21 protein-coding genes and 1 pseudogene are annotated in these 22619 nt (G+C 73.3%); 9 read left to right on the top strand and 13 right to left on the bottom strand.

The annotated features are described in order from the left end of the window. Positions 1–100: 100 nt before the first annotated feature. Positions 101–1474, top strand: coding sequence for an IS4 family transposase (locus MVA48_RS09330; protein WP_246988118.1), 1374 nt, complete (start codon positions 101–103; stop codon positions 1472–1474). A 46-nt stretch (positions 1475–1520) separates the two neighbouring features. Here MVA48_RS09330 and MVA48_RS09325 read toward each other — a convergent pair whose 3' ends face one another. Continuing rightward, positions 1521–4166, bottom strand: coding sequence for a putative bifunctional diguanylate cyclase/phosphodiesterase (locus MVA48_RS09325; RefSeq protein WP_246988116.1), 2646 nt, complete (start codon positions 4164–4166; stop codon positions 1521–1523). A 382-nt stretch (positions 4167–4548) separates the two neighbouring features. After that, positions 4549–6318, bottom strand: coding sequence for a S8 family serine peptidase (locus tag MVA48_RS09320; RefSeq protein WP_246988114.1), 1770 nt, complete (start codon positions 6316–6318; stop codon positions 4549–4551). Between the two features lie 269 nt (positions 6319–6587). On the opposite strand from MVA48_RS09320, the gene MVA48_RS09315 reads away from it, so the two are divergent. The 3 genes from MVA48_RS09315 to MVA48_RS09305 are packed head-to-tail and all read left to right on the top strand — an operon-like array spanning position 6588 to position 8594. Next, entirely contained in the window at positions 6588–7421 is an 834-nt protein-coding gene (locus MVA48_RS09315) for a polysaccharide deacetylase family protein (RefSeq protein WP_246988112.1), read from the top strand. A 58-nt stretch (positions 7422–7479) separates the two neighbouring features. Continuing rightward, positions 7480–8292: an SDR family NAD(P)-dependent oxidoreductase gene (locus MVA48_RS09310; RefSeq protein WP_246988110.1), complete on the top strand. Its 813-nt coding sequence runs from the start codon at positions 7480–7482 to the stop codon at positions 8290–8292. Between the two features lie 26 nt (positions 8293–8318). Then, positions 8319–8594 (top strand): hypothetical protein, encoded by a 276-nt coding sequence (locus tag MVA48_RS09305; RefSeq protein WP_246988108.1) that lies wholly within the window; start codon positions 8319–8321, stop codon positions 8592–8594. 423 nt (positions 8595–9017) lie between these two features. Here the strand turns inward: MVA48_RS09305 and MVA48_RS09300 are convergent, their stop codons facing one another. Both MVA48_RS09300 and MVA48_RS09295 read right to left on the bottom strand, forming a co-directional pair. Beyond that, complete coding sequence (locus MVA48_RS09300; RefSeq protein WP_246988106.1) at positions 9018–9647, bottom strand: biliverdin-producing heme oxygenase; 630 nt, start codon at positions 9645–9647, stop codon at positions 9018–9020. A gap of 11 nt (positions 9648–9658) precedes the next feature. Next, on the bottom strand, positions 9659–10786 hold the full coding sequence (locus MVA48_RS09295) for a PucR family transcriptional regulator (protein ID WP_246988104.1): 1128 nt from the start codon (positions 10784–10786) through the stop codon (positions 9659–9661). A 121-nt stretch (positions 10787–10907) separates the two neighbouring features. On the opposite strand from MVA48_RS09295, the gene MVA48_RS09290 reads away from it, so the two are divergent. Both MVA48_RS09290 and pruA read left to right on the top strand, forming a co-directional pair. Further along, positions 10908–11840, top strand: a complete 933-nt coding sequence (locus MVA48_RS09290) for a proline dehydrogenase family protein (RefSeq protein ID WP_246988102.1) — start codon at positions 10908–10910, stop codon at positions 11838–11840. Positions 11841–11864: 24 nt separating this feature from the next. Then, the gene (gene pruA / locus MVA48_RS09285; protein ID WP_246988100.1) at positions 11865–13490 is read left to right on the top strand and encodes an L-glutamate gamma-semialdehyde dehydrogenase; all 1626 of its coding nucleotides are present in this window, start codon (positions 11865–11867) and stop codon (positions 13488–13490) included. A gap of 94 nt (positions 13491–13584) precedes the next feature. Here the strand turns inward: pruA and MVA48_RS09280 are convergent, their stop codons facing one another. After that, complete coding sequence (locus MVA48_RS09280; protein ID WP_246988098.1) at positions 13585–14109, bottom strand: DUF488 domain-containing protein; 525 nt, start codon at positions 14107–14109, stop codon at positions 13585–13587. Positions 14110–14151: 42 nt separating this feature from the next. Between MVA48_RS09280 and MVA48_RS09275 the strand changes: the two genes are divergently transcribed. Together MVA48_RS09275 and MVA48_RS09270 are read left to right on the top strand one after the other, a co-directional pair. Further along, positions 14152–14337: a hypothetical protein gene (locus MVA48_RS09275; protein ID WP_246988096.1), complete on the top strand. Its 186-nt coding sequence runs from the start codon at positions 14152–14154 to the stop codon at positions 14335–14337. Beyond that, complete coding sequence (locus MVA48_RS09270) at positions 14304–15305, top strand: MFS transporter (protein ID WP_246988094.1); 1002 nt, start codon at positions 14304–14306, stop codon at positions 15303–15305. The genes MVA48_RS09275 and MVA48_RS09270 overlap by 34 nt, the downstream gene beginning before the upstream one ends. On the opposite strand, the gene MVA48_RS09265 is transcribed toward MVA48_RS09270, so the two are convergent. Further along, positions 15221–15646 (bottom strand): hypothetical protein, encoded by a 426-nt coding sequence (locus MVA48_RS09265; protein WP_246988091.1) that lies wholly within the window; start codon positions 15644–15646, stop codon positions 15221–15223. The two genes, MVA48_RS09270 and MVA48_RS09265, sit on opposite strands and share 85 nt — an antisense overlap. Before the next feature lie 26 nt (positions 15647–15672). After that, the gene (locus tag MVA48_RS09260) at positions 15673–16164 is read right to left on the bottom strand and encodes a quercetin 2,3-dioxygenase (protein WP_246988089.1); all 492 of its coding nucleotides are present in this window, start codon (positions 16162–16164) and stop codon (positions 15673–15675) included. A gap of 86 nt (positions 16165–16250) precedes the next feature. On the opposite strand from MVA48_RS09260, the pseudogene MVA48_RS24085 reads away from it, so the two are divergent. Then, positions 16251–17216: pseudogene (locus tag MVA48_RS24085) on the top strand (helix-turn-helix transcriptional regulator); the annotation flags it as partial. 177 nt (positions 17217–17393) lie between these two features. Here the strand turns inward: MVA48_RS24085 and MVA48_RS09250 are convergent. The 6 genes from MVA48_RS09250 to MVA48_RS09225 form a co-directional block, all read right to left on the bottom strand. Continuing rightward, positions 17394–18227, bottom strand: coding sequence for an ABC transporter permease subunit (locus MVA48_RS09250; protein ID WP_246988085.1), 834 nt, complete (start codon positions 18225–18227; stop codon positions 17394–17396). Next, positions 18224–19147: an ABC transporter ATP-binding protein gene (locus MVA48_RS09245; protein ID WP_246988084.1), complete on the bottom strand. Its 924-nt coding sequence runs from the start codon at positions 19145–19147 to the stop codon at positions 18224–18226. Before MVA48_RS09245 ends, MVA48_RS09250 begins: the two co-directional genes overlap by 4 nt. 121 nt (positions 19148–19268) lie before the next feature. Further along, entirely contained in the window at positions 19269–20348 is a 1080-nt protein-coding gene (locus MVA48_RS09240) for an FAD-dependent oxidoreductase (RefSeq protein ID WP_246988082.1), read from the bottom strand. 37 nt (positions 20349–20385) lie between these two features. Then, positions 20386–20958 carry a PPC domain-containing protein gene (locus MVA48_RS09235; protein ID WP_246988080.1) on the bottom strand — a complete coding sequence of 191 codons (573 nt, stop codon included), beginning with the start codon at positions 20956–20958 and terminating at the stop codon, positions 20386–20388. Beyond that, the gene (locus MVA48_RS09230; RefSeq protein WP_246988078.1) at positions 20925–21836 is read right to left on the bottom strand and encodes a CocE/NonD family hydrolase C-terminal non-catalytic domain-containing protein; all 912 of its coding nucleotides are present in this window, start codon (positions 21834–21836) and stop codon (positions 20925–20927) included. The genes MVA48_RS09235 and MVA48_RS09230 overlap by 34 nt, the downstream gene beginning before the upstream one ends. Then, positions 21731–22585 (bottom strand): CocE/NonD family hydrolase, encoded by an 855-nt coding sequence (locus tag MVA48_RS09225; protein WP_246988076.1) that lies wholly within the window; start codon positions 22583–22585, stop codon positions 21731–21733. Before MVA48_RS09225 ends, MVA48_RS09230 begins: the two co-directional genes overlap by 106 nt. Positions 22586–22619: the final 34 nt, after the last annotated feature.

Genomic DNA, 22619 nt, shown 5'->3' with positions numbered 1-22619 from the left:
AACAACGCCGGCTGTCGCGGCGTGTCGGCGGAGGAAGAGGCAACGGAGCTCCGGTAAGAGGGGGCATCCGCCAAGACGCTTCTCTTCCCCGGGAGCTCCGTTGCCTGTTCAGTCTGGCACCAGTCGGGTCGTTCGTGAGGTCACCGTCGCCGAGGACCGGTTCGCGCCGGGTCATCTGGGTGAGCTGACCCAAATCGTGCCGTTCGAGATGGTCGACGCCGCCCTGGACGAGACCGACACCGTGCAGCAGCGGGTGCGCGATCTGCCCTCCCGGGTTGTGGTGTACCTGCTGCTGGCCGGAGCGCTGTTCGTCGAGTGCGGCTACCGGCAGGTGTGGGCGCGGCTGGTGGCCGGGCTGGACGGACTGCCGGTCGCCGAGCCGAGTGCGGCGGGCCTGGCCGCCGCCCGGCGCCGGATCGGGCCGGCGCCGCTGGGCAAGCTGTTCGAGCTGCTCCGCGGGCCGGCCGCCGGCCCGGCCACCAAGGGCGTGTGGTGGCGCGGCCGGCTGGTCACCGCGATCGACGGCACCACGATGTGCTGCCCGGACACCCCGGCCAACCTGACCGTCCACCGCAAGGGCGGCAGCCATCACGGCGGCACCGGCTATCCGATGGTCCGGCTGCTGGCGCTGGTCGCCTGCGGCACCCGGACGATCATCGACGCGGTCTTCGGGTCGATCGGCCGCGGGGAGACCGGCTACGCCGCCGACCTGGTGCCGGCCATGCGCGCGCCGATGATCGTGCTGGCCGACCGCAACTTCGCCGCCGCGGATCTGATCGACAAGATCGCCGACCGCGGCGCGGACCTGCTGATCAGGGTCAAAAGTGGACGCCGGCTGCCGGTCTGCCGCCGCTGCGCCGATGGCTCGTGGCTATCGCGGATCGGACAGGTCGAGGTTCGGGTCATCCGGGCCCAGATCACTATCGACACCGGCCAGCGGCGGCGCAGCGAGGCCTACCAACTGGTCACCACGGTGACCGACGCCGACTGCCCGGCCGTCGAGATCGTCGGCCTCTATCACCAGCGGTGGGAGATCGAGACCGCGTACTGCGAGCTCAAGCAGAGCATCGGCGGCGGGCGGGTGCTGCGCGCGCGGACCCCGGCCGGTCTCGAGCAGGAAATCTACGCACGGCTGATCGCCTACCAGGCACTCCGGATCGCGATCACCGACGCAACGCTCACCGCCGGCGACATCGATCCCGACCGGGCCAGTTTCACCGTCGCCCTCCGCGCCGCCCGCGACCAGCTGGTCAAGGCCGCCGGAGTCATCGCCGACACCAGCGTCGACCTCGTCGGCGTCATCGGCGACCAGGTCCTGGCCAGCCTCCTGCCCGCCCGACGCCGCCGAAACACCCCTCGGGTGGTCAAGCGAGCCATCTCCACCTACGCCCCGCACACCGCCAGCGGGCGACTCCGCGGACCCAGCCACCGGATCACCATCAGCATCGACGTCCTCGCCGACCCCGACCCTTGACCAGCCGACCCGCGGCCTAAGTGAACGGCATTGGGACTAGGCCCGGCTAGGCCGAGGCCAGCTCCGGCGTGCCGTCCTGGTCGGACCGCAGCTGGGGGCGCGGCCGGATGATCGGGGAGACGACGGACGCCGACATGACCTCGCTGGCGGCATCGGCCTCGATCGGCCGCGAGAACAGGTAGCCCTGCGCGATGTCGCAGCCGAGGGCGGCGACGGTCTCGGACTGCTGCGTGGTCTCGATGCCCTCGGCCACGGTGAGCAGGCCGAGGGTGCCGGCCAGCTCCACGATCGCGCGGGTGATGACGTCGTCGTGGGCGTCCCGGCCGAGGCCGTCGACGAACTCGCGGGCCACCTTGAGCATGTCGATGGGGAAGCGGCGCAGGTAGGCCAGCGACGAGTAACCGGTGCCGAAGTCGTCGATCGCGATGCGCACGCCCAGGCCCTTGAGCAGCCACAGGGTCGCCGCCGCCGCGTCGCGGTCGTGCATGAGGACCGTCTCGGTGATCTCCAGGACCAGCCGGCGGGGCTCCAGGCCGGACTGGGCCAGCGCGTCGCGCACCTGCTCGACGATCTGCTCGTCACCCACCTGGCGGGCGGAGAGGTTCACCGTCACCAGGAGGTCCTCCTGGTCGGGCGAGGCCTCCACCCACCGCGCCGCCTGGTGGCAGGCGTCGCCCAGCACGAGCTCGCCGATCTGCGTGATCAGGCCGCTCTCTTCGGCCAGGCTGATGAACTGGTCCGGCGACCGCATCCCCTCCGTGGGGTGCTGCCAGCGGACCAGCGCCTCGGCGCCGATCGGCCGGCCGGTCCGCATGTCGATCAGCGGCTGGTAGACCGTCCGGAGCTCACCGTTCTCGATGGCGGCGGCGAGCTCGGCGGCGGAGTCCTTGCGGTTGGAGGAGGTCGTGGTGCCCAGGCCCGGCTCGTAGATCAGGAAGTCCTGGCCGAGCGAGCGCTTGGCGGCGTACATCGCGATGTCCGCGTGCCGGACGAGGGTGTCGGCATCGGGGACGCCGGCGTCACCGATGCCGACGCCGATGCTGGCACCGACCGTGGTGACGACGCCGTCGCCGAGGAGGATCGGCACGTCGAGCTGGGCGCGGATGCGATCGACGACACGGGCGACGCCGAAGCGGTCGATCGGCCCGTTGAGCAGCACGACGAACTCGTCACCGCCGAGACGAGCGGCGGTGTCGGCCGGCCGCAGGCAGCCCCGCAGCCGGTCGGCCACGGTGCGCAGCAGCACGTCACCGGCCTCGTGGCCGAAGGTGTCGTTGACCGGCTTGAAGCCGTCGAGGTCCAGGTACAGGACCGCCGGCCAGACGCGGGTGCGACCGGCGGTGTCGACGGCGTGCCGCACGCGGTCCAGGAACAGGGTGCGGTTCGGCAGCCCGGTCAGGGGGTCGTGCAGGGCCTGGTGCCGGAGCTGCTCCTTGAGATCGGTGACCTGGCGGAGGTTCTCCTCCAGGCGACCGCGCTCCAGGGACGTCGCCACGTGCCGGGCGAAGGTGTCGAGCAGCGCGAGGTCGCTCGAGCTGAAGGTCGTGACGTCACCGAGGCGGCCACCCACGAGCAGCAGCCCGTGGACGCGGTCGTCCGTGCGCAGTGCGGCGGCCATCGCGTCCTTGAGGCCCCGGCCGGCCGCGTACTCGCCGAGGGGCTGGCCCCGACCGGTGCCGGTCCGCGTGGCGAGGGTGCCCGACGCGCTGGCCAGGCGGAGCAGCCGGTGCTGGTCCTGCGCGTCCTCGAGCGGAGCCATGACGACCGCCTCCTCGCCCTCGCGGCTGCGGCTGACGGTCGCTCCGTCACGGCCGGCCGGGCCGAGCAGCACGAGTTCGGCCAGTTCGGCGCGGAAGGCCGAGCGCACCGAGTGGAGGAAGTCGCCGAGCGCCTCCTGGCTGTCGCCGCTGGAGTGCAGCAGCGAGGTGACCTCGTGCAGCAGGCGCAGGTTCTCCTGCTGCTCGCGGGCACCGGTGTAGGCCCGGTAGGCGGCGACGATGAGCACGCTCGGCAGCGCCAGCAGGGCCAGGGCCGCCGGGTCGGTGGCCGCCGAACGGGCCAGGACCAGGCCGACGGCGGCCGAGCCCAGGGTGAACGGCAGCGACAGCGCCAGCATCTCCAGCAGGGGGGCCAGGGTGGGGCGCCCCTCGGACAGGCTGATGACGGCGAAGATGCACAGGTCGGCCACGACCGTGCTGACCAGGATGGCGAGGAGCGCGGCCAGCCAGTCCCAGGTGCCGAAGGCCGGGCCGGAGAGCAGGGCGAAGACGCCGGTGGCGAGGCTGCCACCGACGCCGTACAGCGCGACGTTGAAGGCGAGCTTGATGCCGCGCTGGCGCCGGTGCAGCAGCAGCGTGGCGCCGGCTCCGACGACCTGGGCGATCACCAGGTCCTGGGGCGCGGCCAGGATCAGGCCGGCGCCGAGGACGAGGTCACCCACGGAGAAGCTGTGCGCCTCGCGCTGCCACTGGACGTGGACGACCAGCGCCTCGCAGAGGGCGAAGGCGGCAGCCCAGAGGAACCACGGCAGGGCCACGGCCGTGGCGGCCTCGGGCAGGGGGCGGACGACGAGGACGAACAGGGCGACCGCGGCAGCTGCCACCGTCGCCGTGAGCAGCATGATCCGCTGGGCCGGACCCACCCGGAACGTGCGTGCGCCGGCGGGGAGGCCGGTGTCGGCCACCGCGGTCATCGCGGGAGGCCCGATCCGTGCAGGTCCGGCATGCCTGCGGTCGACGCCGGAAGGAGTTGCAGGGCGTGACTGCTCCCGGCTCCGCCATCGTCGCGGGTCATGCCATGCACCTCCCTCGGTTCGTCGCGGGCTGCCCGGACCTGTCGGGTTCTCATCGACGCTGACCAGCTGGTTCTTGACTTCTGCAGCACTTCTGCGGGTCGCCGTCCCCCCTCGGGGTGAGGAGTGCCCAGGAGGCTGGACGGCGGGCGGAACGACACAGGCTCTCGCTCACCTGGAAGGCACACGACGGGCGAACCGTCGTGTGCCTTCCGGACTGCGAGAGGACGACGGTGGCGGACGGCGCCGGCGGGAACCGCCGCCGTCCGCCACCGTCAGGGGACTAGGCCCACTCGTTTCCGGACCAGGTCATGCCCGACCACGTCATGCCGGACCAGGTCATGCCCGACCACGTCATGCCGGACCAGGTCATGCCGGACCAGGTCATGCCGGACCACGTCATGCCCGACCAGGTCATGCCGGACCAGGTCATGCCGGACCAGGTCATGCCGGACCAGGTCATGCCGGACCAGGTCATGCCCGACCACGTCATGCCGTTCCAGTTCAGGCCGCCCTTGATGCCCTCGGCCAGCTTCCGGACGTCGATCGCCTTGCCGCGGACGTCGATCTCGCCCTTCACGAGCTTCCCGTTGACCGACACGTGGACCGAACCACGCGCGGCCTCGAGGGAGCCCAGACCCGTGGACACCTTGAACGACTGCACGGTGTCCGGGGTCGGCGCATCCTTGGCCTCGACCAGGTCGACCAGGCCGGCGCCCTGCTGTGCAGCGGTGGCCGCCGGGATGTGGTTGGCGGTGCCGGTGAGCAGCGCCTTCACCTGGTCGGGCTTGATGTCCGGACGCTGCTGGATCAGCAGCGCCGCGGCACCGGAGACGACGGCGGCGGCCTGCGAGGTGCCGCTGCCGCGGAAGAGCCGGTCCCCGATGCGGGCGGCCGGGTAGGTGGTGTCCAGGTAGGACCCTCCGCTCCGCAGGCCCAGGACCTTCTCGCCGGGGGCGACCAGGTCGGGGTTGCGGGTGCCGTCACCGTCGTTGGAGAACGCCGAGACGACGTCGTCCGCGGTGTCGGCCGTGCCGTTGGCGTTGTTGCTGCCGACGGCGATGAGGAACGGGTTGTAGGCCGGGTTGTTGACCTTCTGGGTGCCGAAGCCCTCGTTGCCCACCGCGACGACGACGACGATGCCCTTGTGCCAGGCCTGCTCGGCCGCGTAGGAGAGCGGGTCGAGCACGTAGTCCTGGACACCGTCGGTGCCGAACGACAGGTTGAGAACACGGATGTTCATGCCGTTCTTGTTGCGGTTCTGCACGACCCAGTCGATGGCCGCGATGGCCTGCGAGACGTCGGTCTGCCCCTTGGCGTCAGCGACCTTGATGCTGACGATCCGGGCGTCCGGCGCCATGCCGACGAAGTTCGCGTCGTCACCGCTGCCGGTCCCGGCCACCGCGGAGTCGCGGCCGGCGATGATGCTGGACATGTGCGTGCCGTGACCGTACGTGTCCAGGTTCCTCGCCGGGGTGGCGGCCTCGAGGGTGAGGTCCGGGCCGTACACGACCTTGCCCGGCGTCTTGAACCCCTCGACCGGGACGACACCCGAGTCGATGACGGCCACGTCGACGCCCTTGCCGGTGTATCCGGCGTCCCACATCGCGGACGCGCCGGTCACCTTGTTGGCGATGGTGTAGAGCGAGCCGTTCTGGTCGGCGAAGTCCTTGATGCTCGTGGTGGAGAGCTTCAGGCCGGCGTCCTCGGTCACCGACTCCACGCCGGCGACGGCGCGCAGCGCGCCGAGCCGGTCGGAGGGCACCTCGGCGGTGAATCCGCCCAGGATCTCCAGCTGCTTGCCGACCGTGCCGCCGAAGCGGGCGACGGCGTGCTCGGCCGCGTCACCGGCGCCGGCCGCCTCCCGCACGATGACCGAGACGCTCTCGGCCGCCGAGGCGGTGGTGGCGGCGCTGGCGGGCCCGGCGACGCCGGCGGCCACGAGGGTCGCCACGCCGACGGTCATCGCCCGCCGCGCGAACATGGGGACGCCGCCCCAGGTGACGCCGTAGGCCGGCGCCTCCTGGGTCGTGCCCCGCGGGTTGCTGATCATGCAGTGCACCTCCGTGTGGAGAGTTGGACTTCCGTGTGCGTAATGGGTTCGGTACGCAGTGTCAGGTGCTTGACGGTTCGAGTACATGGCCCCGACCGACTTCCCCTCCTCCGGGTGAGGGGCCGATCACAGACGGTTGTGACCGTGATATAGCGCTCTGTAATCGACTTCATCACTGTCCGACGTTGCCCGGACACGCTCCGAACGGGTCCGGCGCGTCGCCTCGTGGGTCCAAAGGTGCTGGTGGGGCGGTCGTTACGTTCCGCGCCATGGACCGCCGTGGCTTCCTGCTCGCCCTCGCCGCCGGCCTGGCCGGAGCCGCCGTCGGGCACGGGACGGCCGATCTCGCGGACACCCGGCCGACGCCGAGCCGGGCGCCTGCGCCGGCCGCCGCGGTCACGTCCACGCGCGTTCCGGCGCCGAGCGCGGTCCTGCCGCCCGTGGGGGTGGTCGACGTCCTGCCCGGGAACGGCACGGCGCTCGCGCTCTCGATCGACGACGGCACCGACTCCGAGGTCGTCGGCTCGTTCGTCCAGCTGGCGGCGGACACCGGGATCCGGCTGACCTTCTTCCCGAACGGCTGCTACCGCTCCTGGGAGGACAACAAGGCCGCGCTCCAGCCCCTCGTCGACTCCGGGCAGGTGGCTCTGGGCAACCACACCTGGTCGCACCCCGATCTCACGACGCTGTCGGACGCCGAGGTGGCCGAGGAGATCCGCCGCAACCGCGATTTCCTGCGGGTGACCTTCGGCGTCCGCGACAGCCCGTTCTTCCGGCCGCCCTTCGGTGCGCGGGACGAGCGGATCGACCGCATCTCCGCCGACCTGGGCCATCCGACGGTCGTGATGTGGAACGGCACCCTCGACGACGCCCGGATCATCACCGGCGAGGAGCTGATGATCGCGGCGCGGAAGTGGTTCCACCCGCAGGCGATCATCGTCGGGCACGCCAACCAGCCGACGGTGACCACCGTCTACGACGAGTTGCTGGAGCTGATCGAGGAGCGCGGCCTGCGCACCGTCACCCTGGCCGACGTGTGGGCCACGCCCGGCCAGCTGGTCCGCGGCGCGAAGGCCGGCGGTCGCGTCGTCGTCCGGAGCTGACCGCCGACCTGCGGCTGCCGCCGTCTTCCGGAAGGGTGTCCCGCGAGGGAAGTCGCTCGTGGAACAGCTCGCCGGATCGGAGGACGACGGGATGGATGCTGCCGCGGCACTGAAGGGCCGGGTGGCGCTGGTGACCGGCGCCGCGAGCGGGCTCGGGCGGGCCACCGCGATCGCCCTGGCCGAGGCGGGGGCGCACGTGGTGGTCGCCGACATCGATGCCGACGGCAGCGAACGGACCCGTGAGCAGATCGAGGAGGCGGGTGGGTCCGCGGACGTCGTACCGCTGGACGTCGCCGACGACGGGAGCCGGCGCCAGGTCGTCGCGGACCTGTTCGACCGGCACGGGAACGCCTTCGACGTGCTGGTCAACGTGGCGGGCATCGACCGGCCCGGCTACATCACCGACATCGACCTCGAGGACTACCGCCGCGTGCAGGCGGTCAACTGCGAGGGGCCGATCTTCCTCACCAGCGAGTTCATGAAGCGGGTGCAGCACCTGCCCGAGGAGCGCACGGCCGACGTCGTGCACGTCGTCTCGCTGTCCGCGATCACCTCCGGCAGCGGCGCGATCGCCTACAACGGCTCCAAGGCCGGCTTCCTCAACGCCACCCGGTGCATCCAGCGGGAACTGCGGGAGAAGGCGGTGCGGCAGGCGGACGGCACCGAGCGGCCGTTCCCCTGCCGCGTGCAGGCGGTCATCCCGGCGGCGATGGACACCCCGATGATGGAGCAGTGGGGGATCCCCGCCCACCTGATGATGCCGCCGGCGGCCGTGGCCGAGATGGTGCGCACCCTCCTGCTCCTGCACCCCTCGGCCTTCGTGCCCGAGATGCAGATCGTCCCCCGGCTCGAGCCGAATTTCCCCCGCTGACCGCCATGAAGAGAGGGAGCATCGGTGTGACCGACCCGACCGACCCCACCCCGGACACCGCCATGGCCTCCGGCTCCGACGCCGGCGGGCCGGGGGGCCACCTGGGCCCGGGCGACCTCGCCCCGGACGAGGAGCGACTGCTCGCCGCTCTCGAGCGCGACGCCGGCAGCGTGCCGATCAGCACCCCCGCGGAGACCATCGCGGCCGTGCGCGCCGCCGAGGACGAGGGGCCGCTGCCGGACGTCGGCGGGCCGCCGGACGACGGGCTGACCCCGAGCTTCCGGGCGCCCGAGACCGGCTGAGGCCGAGCCGCAGCACCAGCGACCGCGCCCGCGAAGGGGGACGACATGTCGGAGTCATCGATCCGGGTGGCCGCCATCCTGCTCATCGCCGTCCCGACGGTCGAGGTCGGCGGGCTCGCCCTCCTGGCCATGATCACCCGCAGGCTTCCCGGATACCTCGACAACCCGGTGCGACGGCACCTGTTCCGGGCCGGTCACGCGCATGCCGGGGTCTGGATCGTCTTCGCCCTCGTCGGCCTGCTCTACGTCGATCAGGCCGCCCTGTCGGACGGGCTGAGGACCGTGGTGCGGATCGGCTTCGCGCTCGCGCCGATCCTGATGCCGCTCGGCTTCTTCCTGTCGATCGTGCGGCCGGACAGCGAGAAGCCCAACGGCATGTTGTCGCTGACCCTGCTCGGGGGCTCTCCCTCGCGGTGGCGACGGTCATCCTGGGGATCGGCCTGCTGCGGGCGTGAGCGGCGGCGGGTCCACGGGACCCGGGCGGCACCAGGCGGCCAGGGCGTCGAAGGTGTCGCGCGCCCCGGCCACCATCGCCTCGGCGTTCCCACCGGCCGCCACCCGGCCGCGGGCGGTGCGCCGGAAGGCGTGCCACATCGCGCCGGTGTCGGCGCCGTAGGGGGAGAAGCACCGGAGCCGGACGCCGGCGAACTGCGGCAGCGCACGCAGGTGCCGGTCGATGACCGTCCCGCCGAGGGTGGAGCCCTCGAGCACGTACATGCGTCCCAGCGCCTCGTCGGTGCCGGCGACCGGAGCGAGGTCCGGGCCGGAGTGGGCCGGCTGCGCCCGCAGGCCGAGCAGGTCGTGGGCGAACAGGCCGGCGCGGCGGCGTGCCGGCCAGCGGGCGCCGGCGGCGTCCGCCGGATGCCGCGCTGCCCACTCCTCCAGGCCGGCTTCGGCGGCGAGCCAGAAACCGTGCATGCGGGCCAGCACCTCGACCAACCGCGCCCGGGTCAGGCCGGGGTCCAGCAGGTCGAGCGAGCGTTCCAGCGTCTCGTGCTGGCGCGCGGTGCCGGTGCGCAGCTGCCGCAGCACATCCGACCGATCCGCGCTCATCGCACCCGAGCCTAGGGCCGCCCGGGTCGGGCGAGACGGGCGGCTCGGAGCGAGGCGTGCAGCAGGAGGCGGGCCTCGCCGTCGGCGAGGTCCAGTCCGGTGACCGCCGCGATCCGCGAGAGCCGGTAGTACAGCGTCTGGCGGTGCACCCGCAGCGCCTCGGCCGCCTTCGACGCACTGCCCCCGCAGTCGAGGAACACCTCGGCGGTCCCGGTGAGCACCGGGTCGGCGAGCAGCGGCACGACTGTCGGATCGGGACCGGACAGCTCGGTCACCAGCCGCCAGGCGCCCAGCTCCGCCCAGTGCGCCACCGGGGAGAACGCCGTCACGGCGGCGGCCACGCGCGCGGCGGCGCACGCCTCGCGCCACTGCGTCGGCAGGTCGCTCGTGCCGCGGCGGACCTGGGAGACGCCGGCGGTGCTCCCGGCCGGCAGCCGGGCCAGCGACGACGCGGTCAGCGCACCGGCCGGGCGCAGGTCGGCCGGCGTCGGCAGCGGGAGCAGCACGGCCACCGGTCCGGCGTCGAGCGCGGTGGCGACCGCGCCGGCAGCGGGCAGGCGCCAGCCGTCGGGGAGGCCGCCGGGTCCGGGCGTCAACGCGACCAGGACCTGCGCGGTGTCGTCTCCGAGGGCGTGGGCGAGGGTGCGCGCCGCCGCGGCCCGCGCTGAGGTCCGGCCGGTGAGCGCCTCGGCCAGCGGCCGCCCGAGGTCGTCGTCGTCCGCGCGTTCGGCGAGCAGCCGCCCGGCGGCGGCCGCCAGGTCGAGCGCGGTCGCCAGCGCCGGGTCGTCGACGGCGCCCGGGTCGATCCGCCCGCCGTCCAGCAGCCACAGGTAGCCACGGGTGCGGCCGCCGTGCCGGACCGGGAGCATCAGCCGGGTCAGGATGCCGGCCGCGTCGTCGGCCGGGGTGCGCAGCGGGCCCTCGGCCGAGGCGATGCCGAACTCCTCGAACCAGCGCCGGGTCTCCGGCGGGGAGCCGCGGGTCAGGATCGACCGGGTGCGGACGGCGTCCATCGCGCCGGCCGCCCGGTCGTCGTGCGCGCAGAAGGCGAGCAGCGTGAAGTCGGCGTCCTCGAGAGTCGCGGGCGCCGCGAGCACGCGCGACACCTCGTCGACCAGCTCCTGCAGGTCGTCCCGCATGCCACCTCCTCCTGTACACATGTATGAGAGCACGGGCACTCCTTCTGGACATCTGTCCCTGGCCCGAAGGAGTGGGCGTGCCTACCGTCGAGGCGGAACCGTCGTCGCTCGTGGAGGTCCCGTGGTCCTGTCGAAGGCCCTGCTCGCGGCATCGCGCCGTCCCGGCCTGCGCCGCGCCGTGGTCGGCAACCCGGCCACCCGCAAGGTGGTCGACCGGTTCGTCGCCGGCGAGACCCTGGACGACGCGCTGGCCGCCGTCCGCCGGCTGACGTCGTCGGGCATCGGAGTGACCCTGGACTTCCTCGGCGAGGACGTCACCGATCGCGCCGAGGCGCTCCGGACCCGCGACGCCTACCTCCGGCTGCTCGAGGCGCTGGAGCCGCTGCAGCTCGGCGCGGTCGCCGAGGTGTCGATGAAGCTGTCGGCCTGCGGCCAGGGCCTGCCCGTGGGCGGGCACGACTTCGCGGTCGAGACGGTCCGGCCGGTGGTCGACGCGGCCTCGGCCATGGGCACCACCGTGACCCTCGACATGGAGGACTCGCGCACCGTCGACTCGACGCTGGCCGCGGTGGGCGACCTGCGCAAGGAGCACCCGGGCACCGGCGCCGTCCTGCAGGCGATGCTCTTCCGCACCGAGGACGACGCCAAGGCGCTGGCGGTCAGCGGCTCCCGCGTACGGCTGGTCAAGGGCGCCTACAACGAGCCGGCGACCGTCGCCCACCAGAAGAAGAAGGACGTCGACGCCGCCTACGCCCGCTGCCTCGAGATCCTCATGGCCGGGCCCGGCTACCCGATGGTCGGCTCGCACGACCCGGCGGTGATCGCCCGCGCCCACGAGCTGGCCGCCCAGCACTCCCGCGCCGCGGACTCGTGGGAGGTCCAGATGCTCTACGGCATGCGCCCCGACGAGCAGCACCGGCTGGCCGACGGCGGCACGACCGTCCGCGCCTACATCCCGTACGGCTCCGACTGGTACGGGTACTTCATGCGCCGGCTGGCCGAGCGCCCCGCCAACGTCGCCTTCTTCCTCCGCTCGCTGATCACTCGTTCCTGAATCGCTGTCCTGAGAGAGGTCCCGATGGACGCCGTCACCCGTGTCCCGGCCCCGCACAACGAGCCGGTCAAGAACTACGCCCCGGGCTCGCCGGAGCGCGCCGAGCTGGAGGCCCGGCTGGCCGAGCTGGCCGGCGAGCAGCCGGAGCTGACCAGCACCATCGGCGGCACGCAGCGGATGGCCGGGGGGCAGCGCTTCGACGTCGTCCAGCCGCACCGGCACGCCGCCGTCCTCGGGACGTCGGCGAACGCCACCCACGCCGACGCGGAGGAGGCCGTCCGGTGCGCGCTGGACGCCGCGCCGGCCTGGCAGGAGCTGTCGTTCGACGACCGGGCCGCGGTGTTCCTCAAGGCCGCCGACCTGCTGGCCGGGCCGTGGCGGCAGACGCTCAACGCCGCGACCATGCTCGGCCAGAGCAAGACCGCGTACCAGGCCGAGATCGACGCGGCGTGCGAGCTGATCGACTTCTGGCGCTACAACGTGCACTTCGCCCGGCAGATCCTGGCCGAGCAGCCGGTCTCCTCGCCCGGCGTCTGGAACCGCGTCGACCACCGCCCGCTCGAGGGCTTCGTCTACGCCATCACGCCCTTCAACTTCACCGCGATCGCCGGCAACCTGCCGACCGCGCCGGCGCTCATGGGCAACACGGTGGTCTGGAAGCCCGCGCCGACGCAGCAGTTCGCCGCCCACTTCGTCATGCGGCTGCTGGAGGAGGCGGGCCTGCCCCCGGGCGTGATCAACATGGTGACCGGTGACGGGATCGCCGTCTCCGAGGTGGCGCTGGCCGACCGCAACCTCGCCGGCATCCACTTCACCGGGTCCACCGCGGTGTTCCAGCACCTGTGGCGGACCGTCGGCGAGCACATCGCTTCGTACCGGGGGTATCCGCGGATCGTCGGTGAGACCGGCGGCAAGGACTTCGTCGTCGCCCATCCGTCGGCCGACGTCGACGTGCTGCGCACCGCGCTGGTCCGCGGCGCCTTCGAGTTCCAGGGGCAGAAGTGCTCCGCGGCGTCGCGGGCCTACGTCCCGCGCAGCGTCTGGTCGCGGCTGCGCGACGACCTGGTCGACACCACCGAGTCGCTGTCGATGGGTGACGTCACCGACTTCTCCCACTTCATGGGCGCGGTGATCGACCGGAAGTCGTTCTCCAAGCTGTCCGGCGTGCTGGACCGGGTGGACGACGACCCGGCGCTGTCGATCGTCGCCGGCGGCACGGCCGACGACAGCGAGGGCTTCTTCGTGCGGCCCACGATCATCGAGGGCACCGACCCCGGGCACGAGGTCTTCACGACCGAGTACTTCGGACCGGTGCTCGCGGTGCACGTCTACGACGACGCGGACTACGACGCGGTGCTGACCCAGATGGAGTCCGTGGCCCCGTACGCGCTGACCGGCTCGGTCATCGCCCAGGACCGCGCGGCCATCGCGCACGCGCAGAACTTCCTCCGGCACGCCGCCGGGAACTTCTACGTCAACGACAAGCCCACCGGCGCCGTCGTCGGGCAGCAGCCGTTCGGGGGTGGCCGGGCATCGGGCACCAACGACAAGGCCGGCGCGCCGCAAAACCTGCAGCGGTGGACCAGCACCCGGTCGATCAAGGAGACGCTGGTGCCGCCGAAGGACCACCGCTACCCGCACATGAGCTGACCGCGTGCCACGCGTTGATCAGGTTCCCTGATCAACGAGCGTCCTCCCTCACTGTGGACGGTGAGGGAGGACGCCGTGCGATCAGGGAACCTGATCATCGCGGGCCAGGCCAGCGCAGCTGACCGGCGGCGTCGACCACCGCACCCTCCGAGGGGCGGTGGGGCGTCAGCCGGCCGTCGGGCATGAGGTGCTCCACCGGCACGCCTCGCGCCAGGACGGCGACGTCCGCGATCAGCCGCCGGTGACAGCGCCACCACACGCTCTCGCTGCACATGACGGCGACCGTGCCTGCCTCCGCGAGCACCTCGTCGAGGGCGGCGGCGAACTCCTCGGTCCGGGTGTGCGCGGCGTAGGCGGCGAACTGGGTGACGGTCCACCAGCCGTCCTCGACCGGCGCGCCCTTCGGCACGCTCCGGCGGCCGCCGAGCCGCTCCTCCCAGCGGTAGCCGATGCCCAGCGCCGGCACCCACGACTCCAGGGCCTCCCGCGAGACGTCCGGGTTGTTCCGGCTGCCCGGGAACCGGCGGACGTCGACCAGGTGGTCCACGCCGGCGTCGGTCAGGCGCGCGCCGAGCGCGTCCCGGTTCTGCGGGCCGTGGCCCACCGTGAGCAGCTGCATGCGTCCTGCCTACCCTCGGGGGTGAGTCGAGGAACGGTCGAGATGAGCGCGTCGCTGTGGCGGGCGCGCGGCATGCAGGCCCTCATCGGGGTCACCGTCCTCGGCTTCGCGAGCTACTGCCTGACGCTGGCGTCCCTGCCGGTCTACGCCGTGCGCGGGGAGCCACCGCGAGCACGGCGGGGGTCGTCACCGCGGTGTTCCTGGTCTCGACCATCGCCGTCCAGCTGACCGTTCCCGCGCTCACCGCCCGGTACGGCGTGGCGCCCGTGCTCGTCGGGGGGCTGGCGGCCATGGGCCTGCCCTCGCCGTTCTACGTGCTGGGCGACGGGCTGGGTTGGATCAGCGCCCTGTCGGCGGTCCGCGGTGCCGGATTCGCCGTCCTCACGGTGCTCGGTGCGACGCTGGCCGCGCAGGTCGCCCCCGCCGAGCGCCGCGGCGAGTCGATCGGGCTGTACGGGCTCGCCATCGCCGTCCCCAATCTGGTCGCCGTCCCGGCCGGGGTCGCGCTGGTCCTCGACGGTCACGTGGGCTGGCTGTCCTGGCTGGCGGCCTCGCCGGTGCTGGGCATCCCGCTCGTGCCGCTGCTGGTGCGGTCGGTCGGCCCGCAGCCCGCAGCCGGCCCGGCCGGCGCGGGCCGGGCGGCGGCGGGCGCCGCGCTCGTGCCCTCGCTCGTGCTCTTCGTCGTGACCCTGGCGGGTGGCGGCCTGGTCACCTTCCTGCCGATCGAGCGTCCGGACGGCGTGCTCGCGACGGCCGCGCTGCTGCTCTTCGGCGGAGCCGGCGCGCTCACCCGCTGGCGCGCCGGCCTGCTCGCCGACCGGCTCGGCGCCCGCCTGCTGCTGCCGATGTCGCTCGGTCTGGCCGCGACCGGCATGGTGCTCACCGCCGCGGGGCTGTGGGCCGGTGACGCGTGGGTGCTGCTGGGCGCGGCCGTGTTCGGCGCGGGCTTCGGCGCGACGCAGAACCTGACCCTGGTCACGGCGTTCGCCCGGGCCGGCGCGCGCGGCACCACCACCGCCAGCGCGATGTGGAACATCAGCTTCGACGCCGGGACGGCGACCGGCGCGCTGGCCCTCGGATTCCTCGCCGCGGGGATCGGGCTGGACTGGACCTACGTGGTGGTCGGCGCGGTGCTGGCCGCGGCGCTCCCGTTGGCCTCCGCGGCCGCACGGGTCCCGAGCGCATCCCGCTCGTAGGCCGCCACCCGGTCGGCGATGTCCCGCTGGGAGCGGAGGAGCAGGATCTCCTCGCCGGAGCGGCGCAGCCACGTCCGCAGCCCCTCCGGGTCGGCGCGGTTGGCGTCGCGCAGCAGGCCGAGCCTTAGTTGACGGGTGTTGGCCTGGGCGCGCTGGGCCGGGGGCAGCGCACGCGCCTCGGCCCGGGCGACCGCGGTCAGGCCGGCGCCCAGGAACACCAGGTCCCGGACCTCGGCCAGGTCGCTCAGCACCGCGTCGGCGGCGGGGTCGTCCGCGGTGAGCAGGGCCAGGAACTCGTCGGCGCGGCGGCGGCCTTCAGCGGCCGGGTCGGAGGACGTCACGTCTCCACTCTGCCTGCCGCCCGGGTTCAGGTGAGCGGCGGGCCGAGCACCTCCATGCCGTGCTGGCGGGCAGCCGCCACGAGGGCGCCCATGTCCGGTGGCCCGTCCGGCGGCGGAGGCAGGGTCAGGGCCTCCGCCGGGCGGCCCGTGGCCACGACGAACCGGTCGAACCCGCCGGGGAGGGCCAGCCCCAGCACCCGTGCGGTCGGGGAGTCCACCCGGAAGGTGTGCGGCAGACCGCGTGGCGCCCACACGAAGCTGCCGGCGCCCGCGGTCACCTCGTCGCCGTCCACCCGGAAGGTGATCGAGCCGTCGAGGACGAACCAGGCCTCGTCGGCGTCGTGGTGCACGTGCAGCGGCGGCGAGGAGTGGTGGGGGAGCAGCTGCTCCCACGCGGCGAGCCGCCCGCCGGTGTGCTCGGCCAGCGCCTTGAACGTCATGAGGTTGTCGATGTGCCAGACCGCGCGGCCCTCCTCGGGGCCGGTGACGAAGGGCGCGCTCTGCTCGGTGGTCGTCATGGTCGAAGGGTGCGGCCGACCGTCCGCCTCGCGACATCCCTGAACCGGGGGTTCCTGCGACCCGCGCACCGTCCTACCGTCGCCCCATGCCCCCGGCGGCCACGGTTCGCGATCGGGTGGAGCGGCTCTGCCGGAAGGCGACCGATCCGCTCGCGCTGTTCCGCGAGGTGGTCCCCGTGCTCGACCGCGCCGTCCCCTCGGACCTGTGGTGCGGACTCCTGCTGGACCCAGCGACCCTGATGAACACCGGGGGCTTCCACGACGAGGGGTTGCCCCTGGAGCTCCTGCCGCGGCTGCTCGAGCTCGAGGTCGGCGGCCAGGACGTCAACCTGCTCCCCGCACTGGCCCGCGACCGGACGGGTGTCGCCACGCTGCACCGCCGTACCGGCGGGCGGCCGGAGACCAGTGCCCGGTACCGCGATGTGAACGTCCCCGCCGGCATGGGTCCGGAGCTGCGGGCGGTCCTGCGGGACCGGGGGAAGGCGTGGGGAGCCTTCGCCTTCTTCCGCGAGGCCGGGGCCACCGACTTCAGCGCGGCCGAGATCGAGCTGGTCGCGGCGCTCGCACCGGACATCGCCGCCGCCGTCCGCCGCACGCTGCTGGTCAGCGAGATCGCGCACCGCGACGCCGAGGACGGGCCGGGCCTGGCGGTGCTGCGGGTCGACGGCCTCCAGGTCGAGGTCGAGATGGCCAGCGCGGCGGCGCGGGTGCTGCTCGACCAGATGCCCGACAGCCGGGTCGAGGGCCTGCCGGTCGGCGTCGTCATGCTGGTCTCCCGGCTGATCGCAGCGGGGGGCCGTCGGCAGTCGGCGCGCGTGCGGCTGCGGACCGGTCGATGGATGAGCGTGCAGGTCGACGTCCTGGAAGCGGCCGAGACCGGCCCCGACCGGCTGGCACTGGTCATCGAGCCGGTCGGGCCGTACGAGCTCGCGGAGGTGATCGCCGAGGCGTACGGACTGACGTCGCGGGAGCGCGAGGTGGCCCGGCTGGTCGTCTCGGGCCACAGCAACCCCGAGGTGGCCGCCACCCTGTCGATCTCGCTGACCACGGTGCAGGACCACCTGAAGAAGGTGTACGCCAAGCTCGGTGTCGGGAGCCGGCACGAGCTGACCGCCCGGATGTTCTTCGACCAGTACCTGCCACGGCAGCTGTCGCAGGTGCCGGTCGGCGGCGACGGCTGGTACCTCCCGGGGCCGGCCGGGCGGCCGGCCCCGGATGACGCTCACCGGTCAGGCGTCCCGACGCCGGAACACCAGGTAGGCGACCAGCAGGACGACGGCCACCTCGCCGCTGAACACCGCGAAGCCGATCCACGGGTCCAGCAGGTTCGGGTTGAACGACACCGGTGCGGTGATGCCGGAGCCCGCGTTGCCCGGCATCAGCTTGGCCAGCCACTCGCCCCACGCGCCGGGCAGCAGGAACACCATGGTGCCGACGACGAACACCAGTGCCAGCACGATCGACAGCGCGGCGGCGGTGTGCCGGACCAGCAGTCCCACGGCCGCGGCGAGCAGGCCCAGCCCGGCCATGTAGAGGCCGCTGCCGAACATCGCCCGCAGCACGCCCTCGTCGGAGAGCGCGATCCCGACGCCCTCGTTGTCGAGGAACCAGTTGCCGCCGACGTACCCGGCGAACGCGGTCAGGGTGCCGGCCACGAACAGCGTCGCGCTGAGGACGACGCCCTTCGCGACCAGCACGGTGCCCCTGGACGGCGTCGCGGCGAGGGTCGCACGGATCATCCCGGTGCCGTACTCGCTGGTGACGGCCAGCGTGCCCAGGACGATCGCGGTGATCTGGGCGAACATCATCCCCCAGGTCACGAACGACGCGGGGTTCTCGTCGGCCTCGCCGCCGGCCAGCCACTCCGCGCTCGTCGCGCGGACCAGCACGGTGAGCCCGGCGCCGAGCACGAACATCGCGACCATCGACCACGACGTGGAGCGCACGGTCCAGAACTTGATCCACTCGGCCCGTAGTGCGTCGCCGATGCCCTGGCGGCGGACGCCCGGGACGTTGCGGTTCGGGTCCAGGACGACCGTGGCGGAGGTGTCGGTCATGGTCATCGGGTCATCCCTGCGGGAGTCGGCGCGGCGGAGTACTCCACGCTGTCGGCGGTCAGAGTCATGAAGGCGTCCTCGAGCGAGGACCGGACGAGGGTGAGCTCGTGGAGCAGCAGTCCGCTCCCGCCGACGAGTTCGCCGACCGCCGGGGCGTCGAGCCCCTGGACGCGCAACTCCTCGTCGTGGACGGCGACGTCGAGGCCCTGTGCGCGCAGCAGGTCGGCCACCTCGCCGCGCTGGGGGCTCCGCACCCGCACGTACGAGGCGGCGTGGTCGGCGATGAACTCGGACATGGAGCAGTCGGCGAGGATCCGGCCGCGACCGACGACGACGAGGTGGTCGGCGATCAGCGCCATCTCCGACATCAGGTGACTGGAGATGAACACCGTGCGGCCCTCGGCGGCGAGCCGGCGGGCCAGCGTGCGCACCCAGCGGATGCCCTCGGGGTCCAGTCCGTTGACCGGCTCGTCGAGGACGACGATCGGCGGGTTGCCCAGCAGGGCGACGGCGATGCCCAGCCGCTGACCCATGCCGAGGGAGAACGTGCCGACGCGCTTGCCGGCCACGTCGGCCAGCCCGACCAGGCCGAGCACCTCGTCGACCCGGGCGGCCGGGATGCCGTTGCTCACGGCCAGCCAGCGCAGGTGGTCGCGGGCCGAGCGGCCGGGGTGCAGGGCTCTCGCCTCCAGGAGCGCGCCGACCTCCCGCAGCGGTGCCGGCGAGTCCTGGTACCGGCGCCCGTTGACGGTGACGCTGCCGGCGGTCGGGCGGTCCAGGCCCATGATCATGCGCATCGTCGTGGACTTTCCGGCGCCGTTCGGCCCGAGGAAGCCGGTCACCCGGCCGGGCTCGACGGTGAAGTCGACGCCGTCGACGGCGACCGTGGCGCCGTAGGTCTTGGTGAGTCCGCGGGCGACGATCATGCGATCACCCCGCGGGCGGCGAGCAGATGGGAAGTCATGCCGGCGAGCCTGTCGGGCCGACCCCGCCGGACACATCGGGGGAAGCCCTGAACAGACCCTGAACGCTCCCTGAACCGGCCGGTCAGGCGCTGCGGGGCAGTTCCCGCGGCCCGCGCAGCAGCCGGCGCAGCTGCCGCGCGGCGGACTGCCCTGCCCGGTTGGCGCCGATCGTGCTGGCCGAGGGGCCGTAGCCGACCAGGTGGATGCGCGGTTCGCCGGCGACGTGCGTGCCGTCCATCCGGATGCCTCCGCCGGGGCCGCGCAGCCGCAGCGGCGCGAGGTGGGCCACCGCAGCGCGGAAACCGGTGGCCCAGAGGATCACGTCGGCAGGGACGAAGCTGCCGTCCGCCCACGCGACGCCGTCCTCGGTGATGCGGTCGAACATCGGCAGCCGCTCGAGGACGCCGCGGTCGAGGGCCTCACGTACGTACGGGGTAGAGGTGAGCAGCCCCGTGACGCCCACGACGCTGCCGGGACGACGTCCCTCGCGCACGGCCTGCTCGACCAGGGCCACGGCCCGCCGGCCGGCGTCCTCGTCGAACGGGCCCTCCCGCCACACCGGGGGACGTCGGGTGACCCAGGTGGTGCCGGTGACCGTCGAGATCTCGCCGAGCAGCTGGGTCGCCGACGCGCCGCCGCCGACCACCACGACGTGCTGCCCGGCGAACTCGTCGGCCGAGCGGTAGTCGACGGTGTGCAACTGGCGGCCGCGGAACCTCTCCTGGCCGGGGTAGCGGGGCACGAACGGGCGGCTCCACGTGCCGGTGGCGTTGACGACCGCCCGCGTCGTCCACTGGCCGGCGTCGGTCTCGACGCGGAACCGGTCGTCGTCCGTGCGGCGGACGGCCCGGACACGGACCGGCCGGTGGACGGGCAGCCCGAAGCGCCGCTCGTACTCGGCGAAGTACGCCGGGACGGCGTCGGCGGCGCGCAGCTCGTCGGCGTCGGGCTCGAAGGGGAGACCGGGCAGGTCGTGCACGCGGTGGGTGGTGCCGACGGTCAGGGACGGCCAGCGGTGCTGCCAGGCGCCACCCGGCGCGTCGTCGGCATCGAGGACGACGAACTCCGACTCCGGCGCGAAGCCCTGCCTGGCCAGCGCCCAGGCGGTGCTGAGCCCGGCCTGACCGGCGCCGATGACGACGACCTCCACCTCGTTGCCCACACCGGGTCAACGCTGGACCCCGTGCCGGCCTTCCGGGTCAGCCGGCCTCGCCCGCGGCGTTCAGGAAGGTCAGCGTCAGGTCGACCCGGGTGCCTGGCGCGCCGGCCCAGTTGTGCACCTCCAGCCGGTAGCGACCGGGTGCCGGATCGGCGAAGCGCAGCTGCTCGTCGGTGAGGCTGGGGCTGCCGCCCGAGGCGAGGTCGGCGCTCCACGTGCCGTCGGCGTTCTGCCGCTGCAGGTACAGGTCGATGTCCGCGTCGAGGCTCGGCACCGCGCTGGCCAGCAGCGCGGCGTTGTCGAAGCCCTCCTGCACGTCGAACTCGTGGAAGGCCACCGTTGCCGGCGTCCGGGCCGGACCGCCGAGTGCCGGGGTCACCGAAGCCGTCTGCTCGGGCTGGGCGGGGCCGCCGCCCGTGCCGTCGTCCAGGGAGAAGGGCACCGTGTCCTCGGCCAGGGCCGGGGCGCCCACGACCGGCACCTGCAGCACGGTGCCACCGGGGCCGGTGGCGATGGTGACCCGCGGGTCGACCGCGAAGGTCGGCACCTTGTCGGGGTCGGAGGTGGTGAAGCGCAGCGTCAGCCGGTGGCCCTCGCGCAGGTTGTGGGCCATGGCGAAGCCGGGGGCTGCATCTTCATGAGCTGGCCGGGGACGACCGGCTTCGGGGTGGCGACACCCACCCGCAGCTCCGGGTTGATGGCGAACTGGCTGATCCGACGGCGCTCGCCGTCCGGGCTCTCGTCGTAGAGCGTGCCGATCAGGTGGACCCGCGGCGCGGTCACCGACGCGACCAGGTCCATGAGCGGCTGGCCGGCCAGCACGGTGTCCTGGGCCATCGGCTCGGTGCGGAAGTCGACGCCTCCGGTGCCCTGCGGGTCGGCGAATCCGGACGGGTCGCCGGTGAAGCCGGCCGAGCCCGGGGTGAGCGGAGCCGTCTCGCCGAGCGTGCCGTCGGCCGAGGGGTGCAGCGTCAGCATCGAGGCACCGGACGGCGGCCACTGGGTGTCGCTCATGACCTGCGTCCGGTCGCCGGTGCGGCCGCCCTCGAAGGTGCCGTCGGAGAGGAACAGCTCGGCGGCGGGGCCGGTGTCGACGGCGCGCTGGGCGAGGTGGCTGTCGAACCAGGCGTGCAGCGCGTAGGTCCACTGCATGCCGCGGCGGGTGGGGCAGCAGCCCGAGCCGTGGTCCCACTGGCCCAGCCAGATCTTGTCGCCGTCGCGGCCGCCGCGGTCGGTGAACCACTTCATGCCGGCGACGCGGGCGGCGTTGTCGTTGACGCCGTGGACCATGAACACCGGGATGTCGGCGGCGGTGGCGGCCGCCCGCCAGTCGCGCTCGCCGTGCCAGGAGGTGTACTGGCCGGACAGCTGCGCCTCGCCGGCGGTCAGCGAGCTCTGCGGCAGGCCGCAGCCGGTCTCCTCCGGCTTGTCACCGAAGTGCTCGCCGCCGGGCAGGTCGCGCTCGAGCGCGATCTGCTCGTAGGCCTCCATGGGGCCGCCCACTGCAGGAAGTACGGGACGCCGGCCTGGAACTGGTGGTCGTACATCGTCGCCATGCCGGCGCTGGGCACGATCGTCACCAGGCCCTCCGGGTCCGTGGCGGCAGCCAGCGACGGGGTCGAGCCGACGTAGGAGTGCCCGGTCATGCCGACCCGGCCGTTGGACCACGGCTGGGAGGCGGCCCACTCGACGACGTCCTTCAGGTCCTGGGCGTCCTTGGGGCCGAGGTGGTCCAGGCAGCCGTCGCTCTTGCCGGTGCCACGCAGGTCCATCATCACGACCGCGTAGCCCTTGGGCACGAAGTAGCCGGTGAGGCCGAGCGAGACGCCGTCGGCGTCCTTCGGGTCGGGCAGGATCCGCCTGCCCTCCCGGTCGGCCAGCGTGCCGTGGTACGGGCTGGCCTCCAGGATCACCGGCCACTGCCCGTCGAGGGGCTGGCCGGCCTCGTCGGCCGGTCGGGTGACCTCGATGTACACATCGGTGCCGTCGCGCATGGGCAGGTTCAGGGTCTCCTTGACCGTGCCGTACCGGTCGGTGCTCAGGCCCTGCACCCGCGTGTAGTCGAAGGCACCGGCAGGGGCGGCCGGCTGCTCGGCGACCGGTCGGCCATGACCCTTGCCGGGCTTGTCCTCCGGCGGCGCGGCGTGGGCCGGCTGGGCGAGGGTGACGGCGACGAGGAGCGGCAGCGCGACGCCCAGGGAGCGGGCGATCCGCCGTCCGGGTCGGGTGGTGGGAGTCATCTCGAGCCAATCGGGAAGGCCTTCGACAGGCAGG

The sequence above is a fragment of the Blastococcus sp. PRF04-17 genome, from assembly GCF_023016265.1.
In the GTDB taxonomy this organism is placed as follows: Bacteria; Actinomycetota; Actinomycetes; order Mycobacteriales; family Geodermatophilaceae; genus Blastococcus_B.
The sequence above is the reverse complement of the archived record's forward strand: the minus strand, read 5'-3'. Positions and strand labels throughout refer to the sequence as shown.